The following is a 21686-nucleotide window of genomic DNA, read 5'->3' as shown; positions in this document are numbered from 1 at the left end:
GTTAAGAGCACCCTGAAAAACTTCAGGGTGCTATTTTTATGTCAAAAGGAGAGATTAGGATGAACCATTTACTAACAATGAATGAGTTATCGATTGAAGACATTCAATTCATAATGAGAAAAGCAGAAGCGTTTAAAAGCGGAAAGCAAGATGAGAACTTCGAACAAAAGTTGATCGCGAATTTATTCTTTGAGCCAAGTACAAGAACAAGGTTCAGCTTTGAAGCTGCAGAACACAGACTTGGCATGAAACCTTTAAACGTGGAAGTGAACGGCTCCTCCGTGCAAAAAGGAGAGACGCTTTACGATACGTTACGAACGCTAGAGGAAATAGGCGTGGAAGCATTTGTTATCAGGTATCCTGAAGATCGCTATTTCGACGGCTTAGCTGAAAAAATAAATGTTCCGATCATCAATGCTGGTGATGGCTGTGGCAATCATCCGACTCAATCTTTGTTAGATCTAGTAACGATACAACAAGAATTTATTGTACTGCAGGGATTAACAGTTGTCATCGTAGGTGACATCCTACATAGCCGTGTGGCTCGGTCAAACGCTGAAGTCTTGCGGAAGATGGGAGCTAGAGTATTATTTTCAGGACCTGAAGAATGGTTTGTAGACGAATGGAAAGAAGACTTCATCTCAATTGATGAGGCAGTCGAACTAGCTGATGCACTTATGATGCTCAGAATTCAACACGAAAGACATAGCGCTTCCATGAATCTCGCGAAAGAAGATTATCATCAGCAATATGGTTTAACGGTTGAAAGAGAAAAAAGGATGAAAGCACACAGCATTATCATGCACCCAGCTCCTGTAAATCGAGGCGTTGAAATCGCAGATGAACTTGTTGAGTGTGAACGCTCAAGAATATTTAAGCAAGTACAGAATGGTGTTTTTATTCGAATGGCGGTATTGAGATGGGCATTGAATACGAATCAGGAGGCTATTAACGATGAGCTACTTATTAAAAAACGCTAAGATCCTTGACGGAAACAACAATCTTATCCACAGAGATATCTTAATTGTTAAAAACAGAATTCAAAAGGTAGAAAAAGATATAGCGATTGAGGATCATGAAATACTTGATGTAGAAGGAAAATTAATAACACCAGGATTTGTAGATCTACATGTTCACTTAAGAGAGCCTGGTGGAGAACATAAAGAGACTATTGCAACAGGTACGAAAGCTGCAGTGAAAGGTGGATATACAACTCTTGCTGCGATGCCAAACACGCGACCCGTACCAGATAGCAGAGAAACATTAGAGCTTGTACAGAGTAAGATTAAAGAAACGGCAAGCTGCAGAGTACTTCCTTACGCATCGATCACAACGAGACAGATCGGGAGTGAACTTACAGACTTTGAAACTCTTCTCGCGGGTGGCGCATTCGCTTTTACGGATGATGGTGTAGGAGTGCAGTCAGCTGGAATGATGCTTAGCGCGATGAAGGAGGCAAAACGCCATGGTGCTGTTATCGTAGCACATTGTGAAGACAATACGCTTCTTCCTAAAGGAGGCGCTTTCCACGAAGGTGAGTTTACGAAAAAAGAAAGTCTGCCTGGAATTCCGTCCGTTAGTGAATCTGTGCACATCGCACGTGATGTATTACTCGCTGAAGCGGCAGATGCTAGATATCACGTTTGTCACGTGAGTACGAAAGAATCAGTTCGAGTCATTAGAGATGCGAAACGATCAGGAATTAAAGTTACTGCAGAAGTCACGCCTCATCATTTGATTTTAAGCGATAAAGACATTAAGGCAAACGATACACACTATAAGATGAACCCACCTTTAAGAAGTGAGGCTGATCGAGAGGCATTAATAGAGGGACTTAAAGATGGCACGCTCGACTTTATCGCAACAGACCATGCTCCACATAGTGAAGAAGAGAAAGCACAGAATGTTGAACTTGCACCTTTTGGAATCGTAGGCTTGGAAACAGCTTTTCCTCTTCTTTATACAGAGCTTGTTGTGAAAAAGAACTGTTTCACACTGCAAGAACTTGTAGACAAGATGACGAAAAAGCCTTCTGAAAGCTTTAATCTGCCATATGGCAGACTAGAAGAAGGTTCACTTGCAGATCTTACAATCATCGATCTAGAAAAAGAAGAAACAATCAATGCTAAGGATTTTGTATCTAAAGGGAAAAACACACCGTTTGACGGTTGGAGCTGTAAAGGGTGGCCGGTTGCAACCATTTTTAGTGGGAAACTTGTTTATCAACGAGAGGAGAGCTTAGTATGAAACGCTACTTAATATTAGAGGATGGAACGATTTTTACCGGATTGGCTTTTGGTTCACAACGTGAATCAAGTGGTGAGGTAGTATTCACAACAAGTATGACAGGATATCAAGAAGTAATGACTGATCCTTCATACTGTGATCAAATTATCTGCTTTACGTATCCACTTGTGGGGAACTACGGAATCAACCGGTCAGATTATGAATCGATCCGTCCTGCAACGAGCGGGATCATTGTGAATGAACATGCTGAGTTTCCCAATCATCATGAAGGCATGCAGTCTTTAAGCAGCTGGCTGACAGCAAAAGATATTCCAGGTTTATATGGAATTGATACACGCAAACTCACAAGAAAAATTAGACAACACGGAACGCTAAAAGGCAGAATGACAAACTCAATTGAAAATGCTGAAGAAGTAATAAAGAACTTGAATGCAGAAGAACGAATTACCAATCAAGTGACAAAAGTATCAACAAAAACACCATATCACTTACCGAACAGCGGTTATCGAGTAGTGGTCGTAGATTTTGGAGTGAAAAGCGGAATGTTAAGGGAGCTTTCTAGACGATTATGTGATGTGATCGTTGTTCCACATAACACGTCTGCAGCTGATATTATCCGTCTTCAGCCTGATGGTGTACTTTTGAGCAACGGACCTGGAGATCCAAAAGATGTGCACTCAGGAATAACAATGATTCAAGAGCTTTTAAATCATAATATTCCAATCTTAGGAATCTGTTTAGGGCATCAGCTATTAGCTCTGGCAACAGGTGCTGATACCGAAAAGCTAAAGTTCGGACACCGAGGTTCTAACCATCCGGTAAAAGATCTTGAGACTGGTAAAATTGCGCTCACTTCACAAAACCATGGTTATGCAGTAACTGAAGCGTCTCTACAGAACTCAGAGCTCGTTCTAACACATATAGCAGTAAACGATGGAACAGTTGAAGGGTTAAAACATAAAGTGAAGCCAGCGTTTTCTATTCAGTATCATCCAGAAGCATCACCAGGACCACAAGATTCGAATCCAATCTTTGATGATTTCATGAACATGATTAAAACAACTAAGAAAGAAGGTTTGATGCAATATGCCTAAACGACATGACATCCGAAAAATTTTAGTGATTGGTTCAGGACCAATCGTGATTGGACAAGCTGCAGAATTTGATTACGCTGGTACACAAGCTTGCCAAGCTTTAAAAGAAGAAGGATATGAAGTTGTTTTAGTAAACTCAAATCCTGCAACAATCATGACTGACCCTAATATGGCGGATAAAGTTTACATCGAACCATTAACTCTTGAATTTGTATCACGCATCATACGTCAAGAACGTCCTGATGGACTGCTTGCTACGTTAGGTGGCCAGACGGGTTTGAATCTCGCCGTTGAACTTTTCAACTCAGGTGTCCTCGAGGAATACAACGTGGAACTGTTAGGAACAAAACTTCCTTCCATTCAGCAAGCGGAAGACCGAGATTTGTTCAGAGAACTTATGAGAGAGTTGAACGAGCCAGTTCCTGAGAGTGCAATCGTTCATAATATGGAAGAAGCTAGAGCATTCGTTACTGAGAACGGTTTTCCGGTAATCATTCGCCCAGCGTTTACACTTGGTGGAACGGGAGGCGGAATCGTAACAAATGAAGAAGAATTCTTAGAGATTACGCCATCTGGGTTGCATGCGAGTCCTGTAGGTCAAGTATTGATCGAAAAGAGTATCGCAGGATTCAAGGAAGTTGAATATGAAGTGATGCGTGATAAGAATGACACGGCAATCGTTGTGTGTAACATGGAAAATATCGACCCGGTAGGAATTCATACCGGTGACTCAATCGTAGTAGCACCTAGCCAAACACTTACTGACAGAGACTATCAATTGTTACGAAACGCATCTTTAAGAATTATAAGAGCACTAAAAATCGAAGGAGGCTGTAATGTACAGCTTGCTCTAGATCCTGACAGCTCTCAATATTATGTGATCGAAGTAAATCCGCGTGTAAGCCGCTCATCTGCTTTAGCTTCTAAAGCGACAGGATATCCGATCGCCAAATTAGCAGCAAAGATTGCAGTAGGATACACGCTAGATGAAATAAAAAATCCAGTGACGGGAACCACGTATGCATGTTTTGAGCCGGCACTTGATTATATCGTTTCGAAGATTCCGAGATGGCCGTTTGATAAGTTTGAAGGAGCGAACCGTAAGCTTGGAACACAGATGAAAGCGACCGGAGAGGTTATGGCGATCGGACGCAACTTTGAAGAGTCTCTTTTAAAGGCGGTACGATCTCTTGAAATTTCAGCTTTCCACCTTGATGTAAAAGAGAAAAACCTAACTGAATCTGAAGTACAAGAAAAAATCTTGAGAGCTGATGATGAAAGGTTGTTCTACATCGCTGAAGCATTAAGAATGGGAATTACAGTAGAACAGATACATGAATGGACAAAGATTGATTATTTCTTCTTAGAAAAGCTCCATGGAATCATCCTTTTAGAGAAACGAGTAAAAGAGCGTAAGAAAGATGAAGTCATCTTAAAGAAAGCAAAAGAAAAAGGATTTAGCGATCGCTGGATTGCAGAAGCTTGGGAAATGGACGAGTATGAACTTTATCAGTTCAGATTGAACGAGAGAATCAAGCCAGTCTTCAAAATGGTTGACACGTGTGCAGCAGAGTTTGAATCCGCTACACCTTATTACTATGGAACTTACGCAGAAGAAGATGAATCAATCATTACAGACAAAAAGAGTGTGGTCGTTCTTGGATCTGGTCCGATCAGAATTGGACAAGGCATTGAGTTTGATTATGCGACCGTGCATACGGTGTGGGCGATTCAAGAAGCAGGCTATGAAGCGATCATCATCAATAACAATCCAGAAACGGTTTCTACCGACTTTAGCATGTCAGATAAACTTTATTTCGAACCGTTAACAGTAGAAGATGTAATGCATGTGATCGATCATGAAAAGCCTGAAGGCGTTATCGTTCAATTCGGTGGACAAACAGCGATAAATCTCTCAGAAGAGCTTGAGAGAAGGGGGATTAAGATCCTCGGGACATCCCTAGATAGCATGGACCTAGCTGAGGACAGAGAGCGCTTTGAACAAGTGATGAAACAGCTTGAAATTCCGCAGCCAGCTGGAAAAACGGCGTTTTCTGTTAAGGATGCCGTGGCTATCGCTAACTCAATCGGATATCCTGTACTCGTTCGTCCTTCATACGTGCTTGGCGGAAGAGCAATGGAGATCGTGTACCAAGAAAGTGAGCTTCTTCAGTATATGGAGAACGCTGCTAGAGTAAATCCTGAACATCCAGTATTAGTCGATCGATATCTTGAAGGAAAAGAGATCGAAGTAGACGCGATCTCAGACGGGAAAGATGTTTTCATCCCAGGGATGATGGAGCATATAGAGCGTGCAGGTGTTCACTCTGGAGATTCTATCGCAGTCTATCCTCCGCAAACTTTGCCTGAAGAGATCAAGCAGAAGATCATTGACAGAACGATTTCAATCGCAAAAGGTTTAAAGATCATCGGACTTTTGAACATCCAGTTCGTTTGGCATAAGAATGAAGTGTATGTACTTGAAGTGAATCCACGCTCAAGCCGTACAGTGCCATTTTTAAGTAAGATAACAGGTGTACCGATGGCTAACGTCGCTACAAAAGTCATACTAGGTGAGAATCTAGTTAGTCAAGGCTATGAAACAGGTTATCAGAAGGAAACAGATGAAGTCTCGGTTAAGGTTCCTGTGTTCTCGTTCGCAAAACTGCGTCGTGTGGATACGTATTTAGGGCCTGAGATGAAATCAACTGGAGAAGTAATGGGAAGAGATAAGAATCTTCAAAAAGCACTATACAAAGGCTTGATCGCATCGGGTATGAAAATTCCAACGCACGGAACTGTACTCTTTACAGTAGCAGATAAAGACAAAGAAGAAGCACTTGAGATGGTAAAGAGATTTTACGAGATCGGTTACACGATCATGGCAACGGAAGGAACAGCGAGCATTATTGAACAAGAAGGAATCCCAGTCAATGTCGTTGGCAAGATCGGATCAGAAGGGAGAAATCTTCTAGATGTTATTCGTAAAGACGAAGCACAGTTTGTCGTTAACACGTTAACAAAAGGGAAGATACCTGCGAGAGATGGATTCCGCATTCGAAGAGAATGCGCAGAGAACGGAGTCGTATGTTTGACAAACTTAGATACTTCAGTCGCTCTATTAGAAGTACTTGAGTCCATCTCGTTCTCAGCACATGCACTTTCAGCATTCACAAAAAAAGACAAGGTGCTCGTATGAAGAAGCACTTGTTGAACATTACATCAAATATAGAGATCGCAAGAAATATATTTGAGATGAAATTGACTGGCCCTGGTGTAGGCAGCATGACTACACCTGGTCAGTTTCTCCATGTCTCTGTAGGAAATCAATCTTCAAAACTATTGCGCCGCCCACTTTCGATCTGCGATGTAGATTTAGAGAGAAAAGAAGTAACACTTTTGTACAGAGCACAAGGTGAAGGTACGAAACAGCTCAGTCACAAACATGAAGGTGAAGTTGTAGATGTATTAGGTCCGCTTGGTAACGGATTTGAACTTGCTGAAATGGATAAAAACAAACATGCACTGCTCATCGGGGGAGGAATTGGTGTACCACCTCTATACTACCTTGGTAAGCATCTTAAGAAAAAAGGAATAGAAGTAACATTTATTCTAGGTTATCAATCGATTGAAGACAGCTTTTACATCGAAAAGTTCAAAGAGATCGGAGAAACCATCGTGACTACTGTTGATGGATCTCTTGGAATAAAAGGCTTTGTGACAGACGCGATGATGAACGTTGTTGAAAATGAACCTGTCATCTATTCTGTTGGACCTGCGATCATGCTAAAAGCAGTAGAAGAGAGAGCGGTTGGTCTTCGGGGATATCTTTCATTAGAAGAACGAATGGGCTGTGGGATTGGCGCTTGTTTTGCCTGTGTATGTCCAACTAAAACGAGAGAATCAGGATATGTAAAGATCTGCAGTGATGGACCGGTATTTAAGATGGGGGAGGTTGTATTATGAGTAGGCTGCATGTTTCATTGCCAGGATTAAATATGAAAAACCCTATTCTTCCTGCATCAGGCTGTTTTGGATTCGGAAAAGAATATGCCAAGTGGTATGACTTAAGTGTACTTGGAGGTATTACGATTAAAGCAGCTACTCTAGAGGGACGTTTCGGCAATCCTACCCCTCGAGTAGCTGAAACAGAAAGCGGAATGTTAAACGCTATCGGCCTTCAAAACCCAGGTGTAATGAAAATTTTAGAAAATGAAGTTCCGGCTTTGGAGCCTTATAACATACCGATACTAGCTAATATTGCAGGATCTACTGAAGAAGAGTATATCGAAGTGACAAGGCAGATCTCATCCTCGCCTCAAGTGTCTGCTGTAGAGCTAAATATATCTTGTCCGAACGTGAAAGAAGGCGGGATCCAGTTTGGTACTCACTACAAATCTGCGGCAGATCTGACAAGAAAAGTGAAAGCCGTATCAAAAAAGCCAGTATATGTGAAGCTCTCGCCCAATGTCTCAAACATCGTAGAGATGGCACAAGCAGTCGAAGAAGCGGGCGCTGATGGTCTTTCGATGATCAATACACTAGTTGGAATGAAATTAGATTGGAGAACCGGTAATCCGATATTGGCAAATAAGACGGGTGGGCTTTCAGGACCCGCAATAAAACCTGTAGCTATCCGGATGATCTATGAAGTAAGCCAGAAGATATCGCTTCCTATTATCGGTATGGGCGGAGTAAGCACAGCTGAAGATGTTCTCGAGATGATGTCTGCTGGTGCATCTGCTGTTGCAGTCGGTACAGCAAACTTTGTGAATCCATACGTTTGTCCTGAGATCATAGAGCAACTTCCAAAGCTGCTAGATGAGATTGGTGTTGAAAATATTAGTGAGATGACAGGAAGGAGTACAAAGCAATGGAGAACCCCGTTATCATCGCGTTAGATTTTAAGAATGCCGATCAAGCCAAATCCTTTTTAACAAGTTTTGAAGGACAATCTCCTTATGTAAAGGTAGGTATGGAGCTTTTTTATGCGGAAGGACCTCCTTTTATTAAATGGTTAAAAGAAAAAAACTTTCGCATCTTCTTGGATTTAAAACTACATGACATACCAACAACTGTTCATAAAGCCATGAAGGTCCTCGGTGGACTCAATATTGACATGGTGAATGTTCATGCAGCAGGTGGAACTCATATGATGAGAGCTGCTAAAGAAGGTCTACTAGCAGCTGGTGCTCATCATACAAAATTAATTGCCGTTACACAGCTTACAAGTACAACAGAAAAAGTATTAAATGAAGAGCTCTTAATCAAGAATGTCGATATGAAAGAGTGTGTAACTCATTATGCAGAACTTGCTAAAAAGGCAGGATTAGATGGTGTCGTTTGCTCCGTGCAAGAAGCTATGAAGATCAAGGATGTTTGTGGAAAGAACTTTTTGGCTGTTACTCCAGGCATTCGTCCGAGTGGCTCTGATACACATGACCAAGCTCGAGTTGCGACACCCAGAGAAGCTGCGTTAAAAGGCTCAGATTATATGGTGATCGGCAGAAGTATCACTCAATCAGAAACACCCGTTACAACTTATTATGAAATATTAAATGAATGGAGAGATAGTCATGAAAACAACAACTTCCCAACATTTGCTTAACATTGAAGCCGTAACTCTGTCACCAGAAAATCCATACACGTGGTCCTCTGGGATGAAGTCTCCCATTTATTGTGATAACCGGTTGATTATTGCATATCCTGAGATTCGTAAACAAGTAGCTTTAGAGCTTTCAGCGTTAATAGAGAAGCATTACCCGGAAGCTGATCTTATCGCCGGAACAGCAACAGCAGGTATTCCTCATGCAGCGTTCGTAGCTGATCAGATGGAATTACCGATGTGTTACGTAAGATCAAGTGCGAAAGCTCATGGAAAAACGAATCAGATCGAAGGATTAACGAATAAAAGTAAGAAGGCAGTAGTTGTTGAAGACTTGATCTCAACCGGAAAAAGCTCTATTCAATCCGTACTAGCTCTTCGAGAAGCAGGGATTGAAGTGCTTGGTGTTGTAGCCATTTTTAGTTATGGTTTGCAAAAGGCAGATGTAGAACTCGGTGAGTTGGGTATTTCTTTTCAAACCGTAACAAACTTTAGTACATTAATAGAGGAAGCACAAGAAAGCGGAAAGATAAATGAACAAGGGCTTTCTTTATTAAAAGAATGGCAACAAGACCCAGAACACTGGGGAGCTGCCTCTTTTTCCAAATAGTTTCTTAAGGAGATTAACATTTTGAGAAAAATGAATGGTGAAGAATTTGATGAGCTTGTTTCCTTTTTTGATAGTATGGCAAGGACGACATGGCTTAAGAAAGTTCATGATCATTTAAAAGAAGTAACAGGGTCATGGAGTGAAAAAGACGTTCTAGATGTGGGGTGCGGAACGGGAAGATTGCTGTTGCGTGGAGCAGAGGAAGCGAATAGGCTTGTTGGCGTTGATTTGTCTTCAGAGATGGTCAAGGCTAGTATTCAGCAGTTCTTTTATCATGAATTAAGTGGTAAAAGTGAGTTTATTGTTGCTGATGCAGAGAATCTTCCGTTTTCAGATCATTCGTTTGATCTAGCATTATCCACTTGTGTAATGTTTTTATTGCCCGATCCAGCTAAAGGAATCAGTGAGGTTCATCGCGTTCTAAAAGATGATGGTCAAATCGTCATGCTGAATCCGAGTGGAAAAATGAGTCAAGAAAACGCTGCTTCTTTCGCAAAGGAAAACGGTATCTCTGGGTTCGAACGAACAGCACTCTTAAAATGGTCTAATGTGAGTACGAGAAGACATCGCTATTCAACAGATGAAATGACAGAATTACTACACAAGCTTCATTTTACAGATGTGCAACATCAAGAAGTATTAGGTGGCCTTGCGATTATCAGCAAAGCAAAAAAAACGCAGAACAGCTAAAATTAAGCTGCTCTGCGTTTTTTAATTGGTGCTTTCTGAAACGTGTTTTTATGGTCATAATCTACTTCTGATAGATGCAAAAGAGTTTTAGAGTATTTAAAAAGCACGGTTTAAATAACATCCTGTTTTTAGACTTCAAATGTATTAAAATACTTCACTGAATACTTGATTGGAGCGTAAGGTGCGAGACTCCTGGGGGATTAGCGGGACAGGTGAGACTCTTAATAGCGCATAGAGCTAAGAGGCTCACCGCACGCCCCCCCGGAAAGCGAGCAACCTGAAGTGGAAATCAACACATTCAAAAACATCATTGCATACGGTCTTTCCAAAAAAGGCTACTTTTTTAAACGGAAAACCAGATCTTCATCCGGCGTAACGAAAAGCGTCTGCTGATTGTCATAAATAACAAATCCAGGCTTTGCCCCATTAGGCTTCTTCACATGTTTTACTAACGTAAAGTCAACAGGAACCGAACTCGAATTTTTTGCTTTGCTGAAAAATCCTGCTAAAACAGCTGCTTCTTTAATAGCTGTTTCACTTGGACTAGACGAGCGGATCAAAACATGAGAACCTGGAATATCCTTCGTATGAAGCCATGTCTCATTTGCTCTCGATAACTTAAAGGTTAGATAGTCGTTCTGTTTATTGTTCTTACCGACTAAAATTTCTGTTCCGTCCGTAGATGTGAATTTTTCAGGCTGTGGCGTCTTGTTTTGTTTTTTCTTGTTCTTACTTTGTCTATGTTTTAAATAACCGCCTTCACCGAGTTCTTCTCTGATTTCTTCAACATCCTTCATGGATGCTGAATCCATCTGAACGATCAGACGCTCAAAATACAGCAATTCATTTTTAGCTTTCTCTATCTGATCTTTAATAATAGAAACCGACTTTTTTAGTTTCCCATATTTTTTAAAGTAGCTTTGGGCGTTATCTGCAGGTGACTTAAGAGGATCGAGTGTAATTTTCACCAGTGGCTGATCTTCAGTGAAGTAATCCTCTACCTCAACTTCTTTATCTCCCTTTTTCGCCAAATACATATAAGCGGTGAGAAGCTCGCCTTTTCGTTGATACTCCTCGGCATTATGCGTTTGTTGAAGTTCTTTTTCTAGTTTTCCTATTTTTTTCTTAATCTTTTCGTATTCGTTCGAAAGATATTTTTCAAGATCGTTTGCTTGTTGTTTGATGCGGTCACGATCGGCTTTTCCGTAAAAATAACGATCGAGCATCTGGCTAACCGTGTCAAAGGATCGACTTTCCCCTGAAACATGATGTAGTGGCAGAACTGAAAAATACTCTTTCTTATCGTTTGTGATCATTTGAGGTTCGTATTCTTGATTTGATAACTGCTTCATCACACTAAAAAAGGCGTCCGCAACTTCGTTTTTAACCGATAGTCCGGATCTATGCACGATTTCTTTTGCGATCAAGGGAGAGAACCCGCTGAATCTGGTTACAAGTTGTTTATCCAATTTACCTTCGTTCCAAGAAATCTTAGAAACAAATTCATCTGCATTGGTTACTGTAAATGGATCTGTTTTTTCTTGTGCTGGAGGCATGATGTACTCAAAACCTGGAAGGATAGTACGATGGCGATTCTGAAAGCTAGGAATGTGCTTAATGCTGTCAACGATCTTCTTTGATTTTTCGTCGACTAAAATAATGTTGCTGTGTCTTCCCATGATTTCGATATAAAGTACTTTGGTCGTTTCGTCACCGATTTCATCTCTATTCTTCACGGTAATCGTTATAATTCTCTCAAGATCAAGCTGTTCTATTTTTTCGATAAAAGCGCCTTCTAAATGCTTTCTGAGAAGCATACAGAACATTGGAGGAGTATCTGGATTCTCATACGTATGTTCAGTGAGATGTACTCTTGCGAAAGAAGGATTTGCAGATAATAACAGTTTATGATTTTTTCCATTTGCACGGATTGTAAAAACAAGATCTGTTTTATGTGGCTGATAAACCTTAGATATACGTCCTGAAGTAAGTGTGTTTTGTAGTTCAGTTGTTATGGCACGTGTCATTATTCCATCAAAGCTCATGTTATGTTCACCTCTTATTTCTGATTCATAGTATAGCATTTTTGCGGACATGCCTGCATATAAATGCTATTAACTAATCTTATCAGAGGTGGAAGCTATGAATTGGTACCAGCTGCCGCAAGACGAAATTGAATCCATTCTTAACAGCAGGATGGAGAGTGGGCTCTCAAAAAGCGAGCAAGAACGAAGGTTGAAGTTAGATGGACCGAACCAACTTGAAGAAGGAAAGAAGCAGTCTGCCATTTTAATGTTCCTTGCACAATTTAAAGACTTTATGGTCCTTGTCCTCTTAGCGGCTACTTTGTTATCCGGTTTCTTAGGAGAATATCTAGACGCGATCGCAATCATTTTAATCGTAGTGATGAACGGAGTTCTTGGGTTTATCCAAGAGAGAAAAGCAGAGAAATCCTTAGCGTCACTAAAAGAATTATCTGCTCCCAGTGCCCAGGTTTTAAGAGAAGGCAAGTGGGTTTCTATTGCTGCGAAAGACGTCGTAACGGGTGATGTTATAAAAGTTAAAAGCGGCGATCGAGTTGGAGCAGATATTAGACTTTTAAAAACATCAGGATTGCAGATCGAGGAATCAGCACTCACAGGAGAATCTGTTCCTGCCCAAAAACATAACAACCTGATTTCTGCTGAAGATCTAAACCTTGGTGATCAGGAGAACATGGCGTTCATGGGCACAATGGTCACAAGAGGAACCGGACAAGGTATCGTCGTAGGGACAGGCATGAAAACCGAGATGGGCAAGATCGCACATCTCATTCAAACTGCTGAAAACATTGCAACGCCTCTTCAGATGAAACTTGAACAGCTTGGAAAAATTTTGATCGCCCTTGCGTTGCTTTTAACTGTTTTAGTAGTTTTAGCAGGTGTTATGCAAGGACATGACCTCTACAGCATGATTTTAGCAGGTGTGTCTTTAGCTGTTGCGGCCATTCCAGAAGGACTTCCAGCGATCGTTACGATTGCACTCGCGCTAGGTGTTCAAAAAATGATTCGAAAACGAGCGATCGTAAGAAAGTTACCGTCTGTTGAAACATTAGGCTGTGCAACGGTCATCTGTTCTGATAAAACGGGAACACTTACTCAAAATAAGATGACGGTTACACGAGTTTGGTCTCAAGGCAGACAGTGGAGTGTTAATGAAGAGGGTTTTGAAATCGTAGGCGGCGGGATTCAAGAAAACAATAAGAGAGAAGATAAGCTCACAGAAGTTTTGGCATATGCGGCACTTTGTAACAATGCCACGATAGAAGAAGGCAAGAAGGGCACTTTGTTAGAAGTTGGTGATCCAACAGAAACGGCGTTATTAGTCAGTGCTTACAAAGCGGGAATCACGAAAGAATCATTAAGGGAACAATTTACGATTCAGCATGAGTTTCCTTTCGACTCTACCCGTAAAATGATGAGTGTTGTTGTACGCGATACTGAAGGAAATCACATGCTAGTAGTAAAAGGGGCACCAGACGTATTACTCGAGAAAAGTGATTATATTGTGTGGGATGATAAAAAACAATTGATCAAACAAGCACATAAAGAAAGAATAAAAGAAGCCATCTATGCACTCGGCAGTCAAGCACTGCGGACCATTGCGGTTGCGATTCGTCCTTTAAAAGAAGGAGAGCACTACTCACAAGCTTCTTTTGCAGAAAGAAGTCTAACGTTTATTGGATTACAGGGAATGATGGATCCTCCTCGTCCTGAAGTTGAAGAAAGTATCAGAGATTGTCAGACTGCTGGTATCAAAACCGTCATGATTACGGGAGACCATGTTGTGACAGCAGCAAGTATCGCAAAAAAACTAAACATGTTACCTAACGGTGGAAGAGTGATGGAAGGTGCTGAGCTCGCTCAATTAAGTGACGATGAATTGGACGAAGTATCAGAAGATGTGTACGTATACGCGCGAGTTTCTCCAGAGCACAAGTTGAAAATCGTAAAGTCTCTTCAGCGAAGAGGCCATGTTGTTGCGATGACAGGTGACGGAGTAAATGACGCGCCAGCCATTAAGTCAGCAAATATTGGTATTGCGATGGGGATAACAGGAACAGACGTTGCGAAGGAAGCTTCCTCTCTTGTGCTTGGTGATGACAACTTTGCTACGATTCGTTCAGCGATTGAAGAAGGAAGAAACATCTATGAAAATATTAGAAAGTTTATTCGTTATCTTCTAGCATCCAATGTAGGTGAGATCTTGGTTATGCTTTTTGCGATGATCATGGGTTTACCCCTTCCATTAGTTCCGATTCAGATTCTTTGGGTGAACTTAGTGACAGATGGTTTGCCTGCAATGGCATTAGGTGTTGACCAGGCAGAAGAAGATGTTATGAGAAGAAAACCAAGGCAAGCGAAAGAAGGAGTGTTCTCCAGAGGGCTAGGATGGAAGATCGTTTCAAGGGGATTCTTGATCGGTGGGGCGACAATACTTGCTTTCTGGGTTACCTTAAAAGAAAATCCAGATCAACTGATCGTCGCGCAATCCGTAGCTTTTGCAACACTTGTTATGGCACAGTTGATCCACGTGTTTGATTGCAGAAGTGAGCGTTCTGTTTTCCATAGAAATCCGTTTCAGAACGGCTACCTAGTCCTTGCAGTTATTTCATCTATTTTATTATTGCTAGTGGTCATGTACGTAGAACCATTGCAAGATATTTTCCATACGGTGCCGCTCTCTATAAGACAATGGCTGCTCGTTCTTGGCATGGCTTCTATTCCAACATTTGCTCTAGCAGGCTTTCAGTTATTTAAAAAAGAGGCAAGATAAACAAATAAAGCTGGTTCCCGTATGTTTGGGTACCAGCTTCTATTATTTTAGCAAGACAAGAGGTTTCTGCGTTCGTCCAGCGACTGTGAAACACGCTTGACGAGCGTTCTAGACTTTTATGAGCAATTCTAAAACTCTGCCCAAAATTCAAAGCTGAACATGGTCGAAGATCTCGCTAGCAACTTTTTTTCGCTATTTCCTTAAAAATAGGGAAATTAGTTTAGATTTCAGGATTTATGTGCTAAAATATAAGAACATGTGTACAGTTTTTCACAATATCGTACAATTAGCGTATGACCCGTTATTCCATTTGGCTAGAATAGTAGCAGGTTAGGGGCGTTTAGAGATGAAATTAATTAATATTGGGTACGGAAATATTGTTGCTGCTCACCGAATTATTGCGGTAGTCAGTCCTGAATCTGCACCGATAAAACGATTAATCACGGTAGCACGAGAGAAAAACATGCTGATTGATGCTACATATGGCCGCAGAACGCGAGCGGTTGTTGTGACTGACAGTGATCATGTTATCTTGTCAGCTGTTCAGCCTGAAACAGTAGCTCACAGACTGATGTCGGTTGATGAGGGCTCAGAAGAAAGTTAGGTTGTGGAGGTTTTTATGGAAAAAGAAAGAGGCATTCTGTTTGTTCTTTCCGGTCCGTCAGGTGTTGGAAAAGGAACTGTGTGTAAAGCGCTTCGTGAACAAAAGCTGGACATTCAATATTCCGTTTCAGCAACGACAAGAAAGCCGCGTGAAGGCGAACGGCATGGGGTAGAATACTTCTTTAAAACAAAAGAAGAGTTCCTTGATATGATTGAAAATAAACAGCTGCTCGAATGGGCAGAATATGTTGGCAACTATTATGGGACACCGATTGAATATGTGAATAGTACGCTTGACGAAGGAAAAGATGTTATTCTAGAGATCGAAGTACAAGGTGCGCTTCAAGTGAAAAACATATTTCCAGAAGGTGTTTTCATCTTTTTAACACCGCCAAGTCTGGACGAATTAAGAAGTCGTATTGTTGGACGCGGTACAGAGACGGAAGATTTGATCAACAACCGCATGTCCGTAGCCAAGGAAGAAATTGAACTCATGAGACACTATGATTATTCTGTAGTGAATGATGAGATCGAAGCTGCTTGCAATCGAATCAAAGCAATCATTACCACGGAGCATTGCCGCGTGGATCGAGTTCGTCCAAAATACGAAAAAATTTTAGGAGATGACCAATAATGCTATATCCATCCATCGATTCTCTTATGGAAAAGATTGATTCAAAATACTCACTAGTTACTCTTAGCTCAAAGCGCGCTAGAGAAATTCAACAATATGATAATCAGCAGATCGCAAAACCTGTATCACACAAGTTTGTCGGTAAAGCACTTGAAGAAATTCAATCCGGTGTACTAATGAAAGTCGGAGAAACACCAGAAGATTAATAGAACAGCGAAAAAATATACAACCTTGACTAAAGGTTGTTATTTTTTTGTTCTGAATAGATTTCAATCAATTTTTTAATACATATAAATGCTGTAAAATAGAGTTAGCATGTATAAGTCAAGAGCGGCGGAAGGGGTTTATTATGGAAAAGAAGAGAATATTGCTTGCTGTTTCAGGCGGAATTGCTGCATATAAGGCGGCAACAGTAGCAAGTAGATTATATCAAAACGGATTCGAAGTAAAAGTGATCCTGACTCAATCTGCACAAAAGTTCATCACACCACTTACCTTTCAAACGCTGACAAGAGAAGAAGTTTATACAGATACGTTTGAAGAAAAAAATCCTGCAGTTGTTAGTCATATTGACCTTGCAGACTGGGCGGATCTTGTTTTGATCGCACCGGCGACTGCAAACTCTATCGGCAAACTTGCTAACGGAATTGCAGATGACATGCTCACAACAACACTGCTCGCTACAAAAGCAGACGTACTGATCGCACCTGCAATGAATGTAAATATGTTCAATCATCCTGCAGTTAAGAAGAACATGGAAACGTTAGCTTCATTCGGTTGGCGTTTCATAGAACCGAACGAAGGACTTTTAGCATGTGGATGGATCGGTAAAGGAAGACTTGCTGAACCTGAAGAATTGATAGAATCTGTTCATGCTTATTTTAATGAGAATAAGGATGGAAATAAGCCGTTAGCTGGGAAGAAAATACTTGTAACAGCTGGTCCAACTAGAGAGGAACTGGATCCTGTTCGTTACTTTACAAACCACTCTTCAGGCAAGATGGGATATGCGATTGCGTCAGTTGCAAAAAAACTAGGTGCAGATGTGACTCTTGTTACAGGACCAACCGCATTACCAGAACCTCAAGGCATTACTATTGAAAAAATCGTTTCCACTAAAGATATGTTTGAAGCAACAATGTCTCGTTTTCATGAACAAGATGTTGTTATTAAATGTGCAGCGGTAGCAGATTATACACCTGTCACGGTTCATTCAAAGAAATTCAAGAAGAAAAACGATCTTTGGACGATCGAGATGAAAAAGACGATTGATATCCTGCAATCTCTTGGTGAGAAAAAAGAACATCAAGTTTTAGTTGGATTTGCGGCAGAGACAGAAAATCTTGAGAACTACGCAAAAGATAAGATGATTCGAAAAAACCTAGATATGGTTGTAGGGAATGATGTATCAAAAGAAGGATCAGGTTTTGGGAGCGACACGAACGAGATCATGATGATAAAAAAAGATGGAACTAAGAAGGTACTGCCGATTCTGTCAAAGGAAGATGCAGCACATGAAATATTAGTAGAAGTTATGGAATTGATGAAAAGATGATCGCGGCAGTCGTAGTTGATGTTCCTTCAGGAAGTGTAAACAAAACTTTTGACTATAAGATTCCAGCAGTTTGGGAAGGTTGGGCTGAACCTGGGATGCGTGTTATCGTTCCGTTTGGGCCGAGAAAGCTTCAAGGTTTTATCTTAGAGATAAAATCAACTTCTACGGTAAAAGGAATGAAAAATATAACGGAGATTCTGGACCCATTGCCTGTGTTAACGTCCGAACTGATCGAGTTAGGAAGGTGGCTGGCTGAGAATACACTTAGTTTTTACATTACGGCTTATCAAGCCATGTTGCCAGCTGCAATGAAAGCTACTTATGAAAAGTCATTTCAAGTGATGAGATCTGATAAACTACCTGATTCGATACGTCCCCTTCTTTCAGTCAACAACGAGATTACTGTAAGTGATGTGACAAAATCAAATCCTGATCTGTTACCACTCTTGCAGTCTTTGGCGAAAGAAGGAATTCTAGATGTTGTTTATAAAGTGAAAAATAAAGCGAATAAAAAGAAGAAAAAATTCGTTTCTGTTACAGACCGGGCTTTAGCAGAAGAACTGATTCGAAATTTAAATAAGAATGCTGAGAAACAAAAGGCGATTCTTATAGAACTCTTACATCGGCCAGATGGAGAGTACGTGTTGCAGGAAATTTTAAAGGAAACAGGAGCTACTCTCTCAACAGCACAAACACTATCTAAAAAAGGTATTCTACTTATAGAAGAAAAAGAGATCTATCGTGACCCGTTCCAAGGTCGTACGATGAAACGAACACAGCCTCTTGCGTTAACAGAAAATCAAGAAAGTGCGATCAAACCGATTCTGCATTCTATCGAGAACAATATACACGAAACGGTACTTCTCCATGGTGTCACAGGAAGCGGGAAAACAGAGATCTATCTGCAGTCCATCCAAAATGTATTGGATAAAGGAAAAGAAGCTATCGTACTCGTACCTGAGATCTCGCTCACCCCGCAGATGGTAAACCGCTTTAAAGGTCGTTTCGGTAGTGCAGTTGCGGTACTTCATAGTGGATTATCGATAGGAGAAAAATATGATGAATGGCGAAAGATTCTTAGAAAAGAAGTTTCCGTCGTTGTAGGCGCGCGATCCGCGATCTTTGCTCCGTTCCAAAACTTAGGAATCGTCATTATAGATGAGGAGCACGAAACAAGTTATAAACAAGAAGATCACCCGCGCTATCATGCACGAGATGTGGCGATATGGAGGGGGAACTACCATTCATGTCCAATCGTCCTTGGAAGTGCGACACCGGCACTTGAGACATATGCAAGAGCGCAAAAAGGAAGGTATCAATTAGCAGAGCTAGCTAACCGCGTACATGCTAATCCGATGCCAGAAGTCACCATAGTAGATATGAGAGAGGAACTGAAGAACGGGAACCGCTCTATGTTTTCCCTAGCTCTGATGGACAAGCTGAAGAGCGGACTTCAAAAAGGAGAACAGTCGGTCTTGTTCTTGAACAGAAGAGGCTATGCTTCTTTTATTCTTTGCAGAGATTGTGGCTATGTAGCACAATGTCCTCACTGTGACATTTCTTTAACCTACCATAAGCGTCTTGGTGAATTAAAATGCCACTATTGCGGTTATAAAGAGAGTACACCTTCTGTTTGTCCGAGTTGTACTTCCGAACATATCCGTTTTTTTGGAACTGGTACTCAGAAAGTTGAAGAAGAACTTGCTAAAGTCCTTCCTGAAGCACGTGTGATTCGTATGGACGTTGATACGACTTCAAAGAAAGGCAGTCACGAAAAGCTCTTAACGGCATTTGAAAACGGTGAAGCTGATATCCTGCTCGGGACACAGATGATCGCAAAAGGGCTGGATTTTCCAAAAGTAACATTGGTAGGCGTTTTGGCTGCTGATACGATGCTTCATCTACCCGACTTTAGAGCTTCAGAAAAAACCTTCCAGCTTCTTACGCAAGTTAGTGGCCGTGCAGGCAGACACGAACTAGAGGGAAAGGTTATTGTACAAGGATACGATACTCAGCATTACAGCATTCAATTAGCATCCAAGCACGATTTTCACTCCTTTTATAATCAAGAGATGCAAACCCGAAAACTTCATCAATATCCACCCTTTTATTATTTAGGTTTGTTAACGTTCAGTCATCTCGATCTCATGCAAGTGGTTGAAGCGAGCGAGAAAGCAGCAACCTACCTATCGAAGAGGTTATCACCGGATAGTCTACTTCTTGGACCTGTAACTTCACCCATTGCACGTGTGAAGGATAGATATCGCTATCAGGTCATGATAAAATACAAAAATGAGCCGGAGCTAAGAACCTGGTTTGAAGAGATTATTGCTCATTTCCAAAACGATAAAGAGAATAAAGATCTTCAGATAACGGGTGATTTAAACGCCCAAACACTTATGTAGCTAGTTAAGGAGATACAAAATGACCATTCTTAAAATTGTAGAACATCCACATCCAGTGTTAGAAACAGAATGTGAACCAGTTAAAACATTCGATAAAAATTTAAAAAAGTTAGTTAAAGATATGTTCGAGACGATGTATGAGGCAGAAGGAGTTGGACTCGCTGCACCTCAGGTTGGCATTGCAGAACAGATCGCAGTTGTAGATATCGGAGATGACACGGGTCAGCTAGTTCTGATAAACCCGGTTATAAAAAAAGCTTCTGGGCGCCAAAGTGGGCCTGAAGGCTGTTTAAGTTTCCCGGGATTATTTGGTGAAGTCGAACGTCCTTATGAAGTTAGCGTTACAGCTCAAGACGTAAACGGAAAAGAGTTTACATTAAAAGCAAATGATTTTCTTGCTCGTGCCATCCAACATGAAATCGATCATCTGCATGGTATCTTGTTCACATCAAAAGTAATTGAATATTACGAGACGGAAGAACTGGAGGGATAAAACATGAAAGTATTATTTATGGGAACACCTGATTTTTCCGTACCCGTTCTTCGCCAACTCGTTGAAGATGGCTACAATGTCGTTGGTGTTGTCACACAACCTGACAAGCCAGTTGGCAGAAAAAAAGAGATCAAGCAGACTCCAGTTAAAGAGGAAGCTTTAAAACATGGAATTTCTGTGTATCAGCCTATTAAACTGCGAGAAGACTATGAAGACATCATCGCCCTTCAGCCAGATTTAATCGTCACAGCAGCATATGGACAGATTTTACCAAAAGCGATTCTTGAAACACCTCAGCATGGATGTATCAATGTTCATGCATCATTGCTTCCGAAGTATCGTGGAGGTGCTCCGATCCACAAAAGTATCATGGACGGAAACGCCAAGACGGGGATCACGATCATGTATATGGTTGAAAAATTAGATGCAGGTGATATACTTACCCAAGTTGAAGTTGAAATCGAAGAAAATGATCACGTTGGTTCGATGCACGATAAGTTGAGTGCAGCCGGTGCAAAGTTATTGTCTGAAACCATTCCTCAACTTGTTGAAGGAAAACTAACCCCTGTGCCACAAGTGGCTGAGGAAGTTACATTTGCATGGAACATCACGCGAGATCAAGAGAAGATTGATTGGACATTGTCAGGTGAAGAAATTTATAACCACATTCGCGGGCTACATCCATGGCCGGTTGCTTATACGTATTTGAACGGACAGCCACTTAAAGTATGGTGGGGTGAAAAGAAAGAAACAAGTACTGATGGTGAGCCTGGGACTGTAATCGGTGTTCACGAAAAAGGTCTTCAGGTCGCAACAGGAAACAAAACAAGCATTATCATTACAGATTTGCAGCCCTCTGGGAAAAAGAGAATGTTAGCAAGTGATTATCTTAAAGGAGCAAGCGTTTCAAAAGGCTTGAGATTAGGTGAGTAGAG

Annotated in this window: 18 protein-coding genes; 17 read left to right on the top strand and 1 reads right to left on the bottom strand. The window is 41.1% G+C overall.

The genetic code is table 11. The features are described from left to right. The first annotated feature begins 59 nt into the window (after positions 1-59). From IHV11_RS09600 to IHV11_RS09560, 9 genes are read left to right on the top strand one after another with little or no spacing between them, the layout of a single operon-like run. Positions 60-980, top strand: a complete 921-nt coding sequence (locus IHV11_RS09600; RefSeq protein WP_197194477.1) for an aspartate carbamoyltransferase catalytic subunit — start codon at positions 60-62, stop codon at positions 978-980. Next, a complete protein-coding gene (locus IHV11_RS09595; protein WP_197194476.1) occupies positions 955-2247 on the top strand; it encodes a dihydroorotase in 1293 nt (430 codons plus the stop codon). The genes IHV11_RS09600 and IHV11_RS09595 overlap by 26 nt, the downstream gene beginning before the upstream one ends. Beyond that, the gene (locus IHV11_RS09590; protein ID WP_197191190.1) at positions 2244-3341 is read left to right on the top strand and encodes a carbamoyl phosphate synthase small subunit; all 1098 of its coding nucleotides are present in this window, start codon (positions 2244-2246) and stop codon (positions 3339-3341) included. The genes IHV11_RS09595 and IHV11_RS09590 overlap by 4 nt, the downstream gene beginning before the upstream one ends. Beyond that, a complete protein-coding gene (carB, locus tag IHV11_RS09585; RefSeq protein WP_197194475.1) occupies positions 3334-6540 on the top strand; it encodes a carbamoyl-phosphate synthase large subunit in 3207 nt (1068 codons plus the stop codon). The genes IHV11_RS09590 and carB overlap by 8 nt, the downstream gene beginning before the upstream one ends. Beyond that, the gene (locus tag IHV11_RS09580) at positions 6537-7307 is read left to right on the top strand and encodes a dihydroorotate dehydrogenase electron transfer subunit (RefSeq protein ID WP_197194474.1); all 771 of its coding nucleotides are present in this window, start codon (positions 6537-6539) and stop codon (positions 7305-7307) included. Before carB ends, IHV11_RS09580 begins: the two co-directional genes overlap by 4 nt. Next, complete coding sequence (locus tag IHV11_RS09575) at positions 7304-8242, top strand: dihydroorotate dehydrogenase (protein ID WP_197194473.1); 939 nt, start codon at positions 7304-7306, stop codon at positions 8240-8242. The genes IHV11_RS09580 and IHV11_RS09575 overlap by 4 nt, the downstream gene beginning before the upstream one ends. Next, complete coding sequence (pyrF, locus tag IHV11_RS09570; protein ID WP_197194472.1) at positions 8215-8949, top strand: orotidine-5'-phosphate decarboxylase; 735 nt, start codon at positions 8215-8217, stop codon at positions 8947-8949. Before IHV11_RS09575 ends, pyrF begins: the two co-directional genes overlap by 28 nt. Then, positions 8918-9556, top strand: a complete 639-nt coding sequence (pyrE, locus tag IHV11_RS09565) for an orotate phosphoribosyltransferase (protein ID WP_197194471.1) — start codon at positions 8918-8920, stop codon at positions 9554-9556. Before pyrF ends, pyrE begins: the two co-directional genes overlap by 32 nt. 30 nt (positions 9557-9586) lie before the next feature. Beyond that, positions 9587-10246 (top strand): class I SAM-dependent methyltransferase, encoded by a 660-nt coding sequence (locus tag IHV11_RS09560; RefSeq protein ID WP_231620309.1) that lies wholly within the window; start codon positions 9587-9589, stop codon positions 10244-10246. A gap of 335 nt (positions 10247-10581) precedes the next feature. Here IHV11_RS09560 and IHV11_RS09555 read toward each other — a convergent pair whose 3' ends face one another. After that, positions 10582-12291: an Rqc2 family fibronectin-binding protein gene (locus IHV11_RS09555; RefSeq protein ID WP_197194469.1), complete on the bottom strand. Its 1710-nt coding sequence runs from the start codon at positions 12289-12291 to the stop codon at positions 10582-10584. A gap of 97 nt (positions 12292-12388) precedes the next feature. On the opposite strand from IHV11_RS09555, the gene IHV11_RS09550 reads away from it, so the two are divergent. From IHV11_RS09550 to fmt, 8 genes are all read left to right on the top strand, one after another. Continuing rightward, positions 12389-15061, top strand: coding sequence for a calcium-translocating P-type ATPase, SERCA-type (locus IHV11_RS09550; protein ID WP_197194468.1), 2673 nt, complete (start codon positions 12389-12391; stop codon positions 15059-15061). Between the two features lie 346 nt (positions 15062-15407). Then, positions 15408-15665 (top strand): extracellular matrix/biofilm regulator RemA, encoded by a 258-nt coding sequence (gene remA, locus IHV11_RS09545; RefSeq protein WP_066240628.1) that lies wholly within the window; start codon positions 15408-15410, stop codon positions 15663-15665. A gap of 15 nt (positions 15666-15680) precedes the next feature. After that, on the top strand, positions 15681-16298 hold the full coding sequence (gene gmk / locus IHV11_RS09540; protein WP_197194467.1) for a guanylate kinase: 618 nt from the start codon (positions 15681-15683) through the stop codon (positions 16296-16298). After that, positions 16298-16504 carry a DNA-directed RNA polymerase subunit omega gene (gene rpoZ, locus IHV11_RS09535; RefSeq protein ID WP_197127679.1) on the top strand — a complete coding sequence of 69 codons (207 nt, stop codon included), beginning with the start codon at positions 16298-16300 and terminating at the stop codon, positions 16502-16504. The genes gmk and rpoZ overlap by 1 nt, the downstream gene beginning before the upstream one ends. 140 nt (positions 16505-16644) lie before the next feature. Beyond that, a complete protein-coding gene (gene coaBC, locus IHV11_RS09530; protein ID WP_197194968.1) occupies positions 16645-17853 on the top strand; it encodes a bifunctional phosphopantothenoylcysteine decarboxylase/phosphopantothenate--cysteine ligase CoaBC in 1209 nt (402 codons plus the stop codon). Beyond that, entirely contained in the window at positions 17850-20258 is a 2409-nt protein-coding gene (gene priA, locus IHV11_RS09525; RefSeq protein WP_197194466.1) for a primosomal protein N', read from the top strand. The genes coaBC and priA overlap by 4 nt, the downstream gene beginning before the upstream one ends. 19 nt (positions 20259-20277) lie before the next feature. After that, complete coding sequence (def, locus tag IHV11_RS09520) at positions 20278-20751, top strand: peptide deformylase (protein ID WP_197194465.1); 474 nt, start codon at positions 20278-20280, stop codon at positions 20749-20751. A 3-nt stretch (positions 20752-20754) separates the two neighbouring features. Beyond that, complete coding sequence (fmt, locus tag IHV11_RS09515) at positions 20755-21684, top strand: methionyl-tRNA formyltransferase (protein WP_197194464.1); 930 nt, start codon at positions 20755-20757, stop codon at positions 21682-21684. The last annotated feature ends 2 nt before the right edge of the window (positions 21685-21686 follow it).

Origin of the sequence: Fictibacillus sp. 26RED30 (assembly GCF_015903845.1) — a bacterium.
GTDB classification, from domain to species: Bacteria; Bacillota; Bacilli; order Bacillales; family Fictibacillaceae; genus Fictibacillus; species Fictibacillus phosphorivorans.
This window is presented reverse-complemented; position numbering and strand designations above follow the sequence as displayed.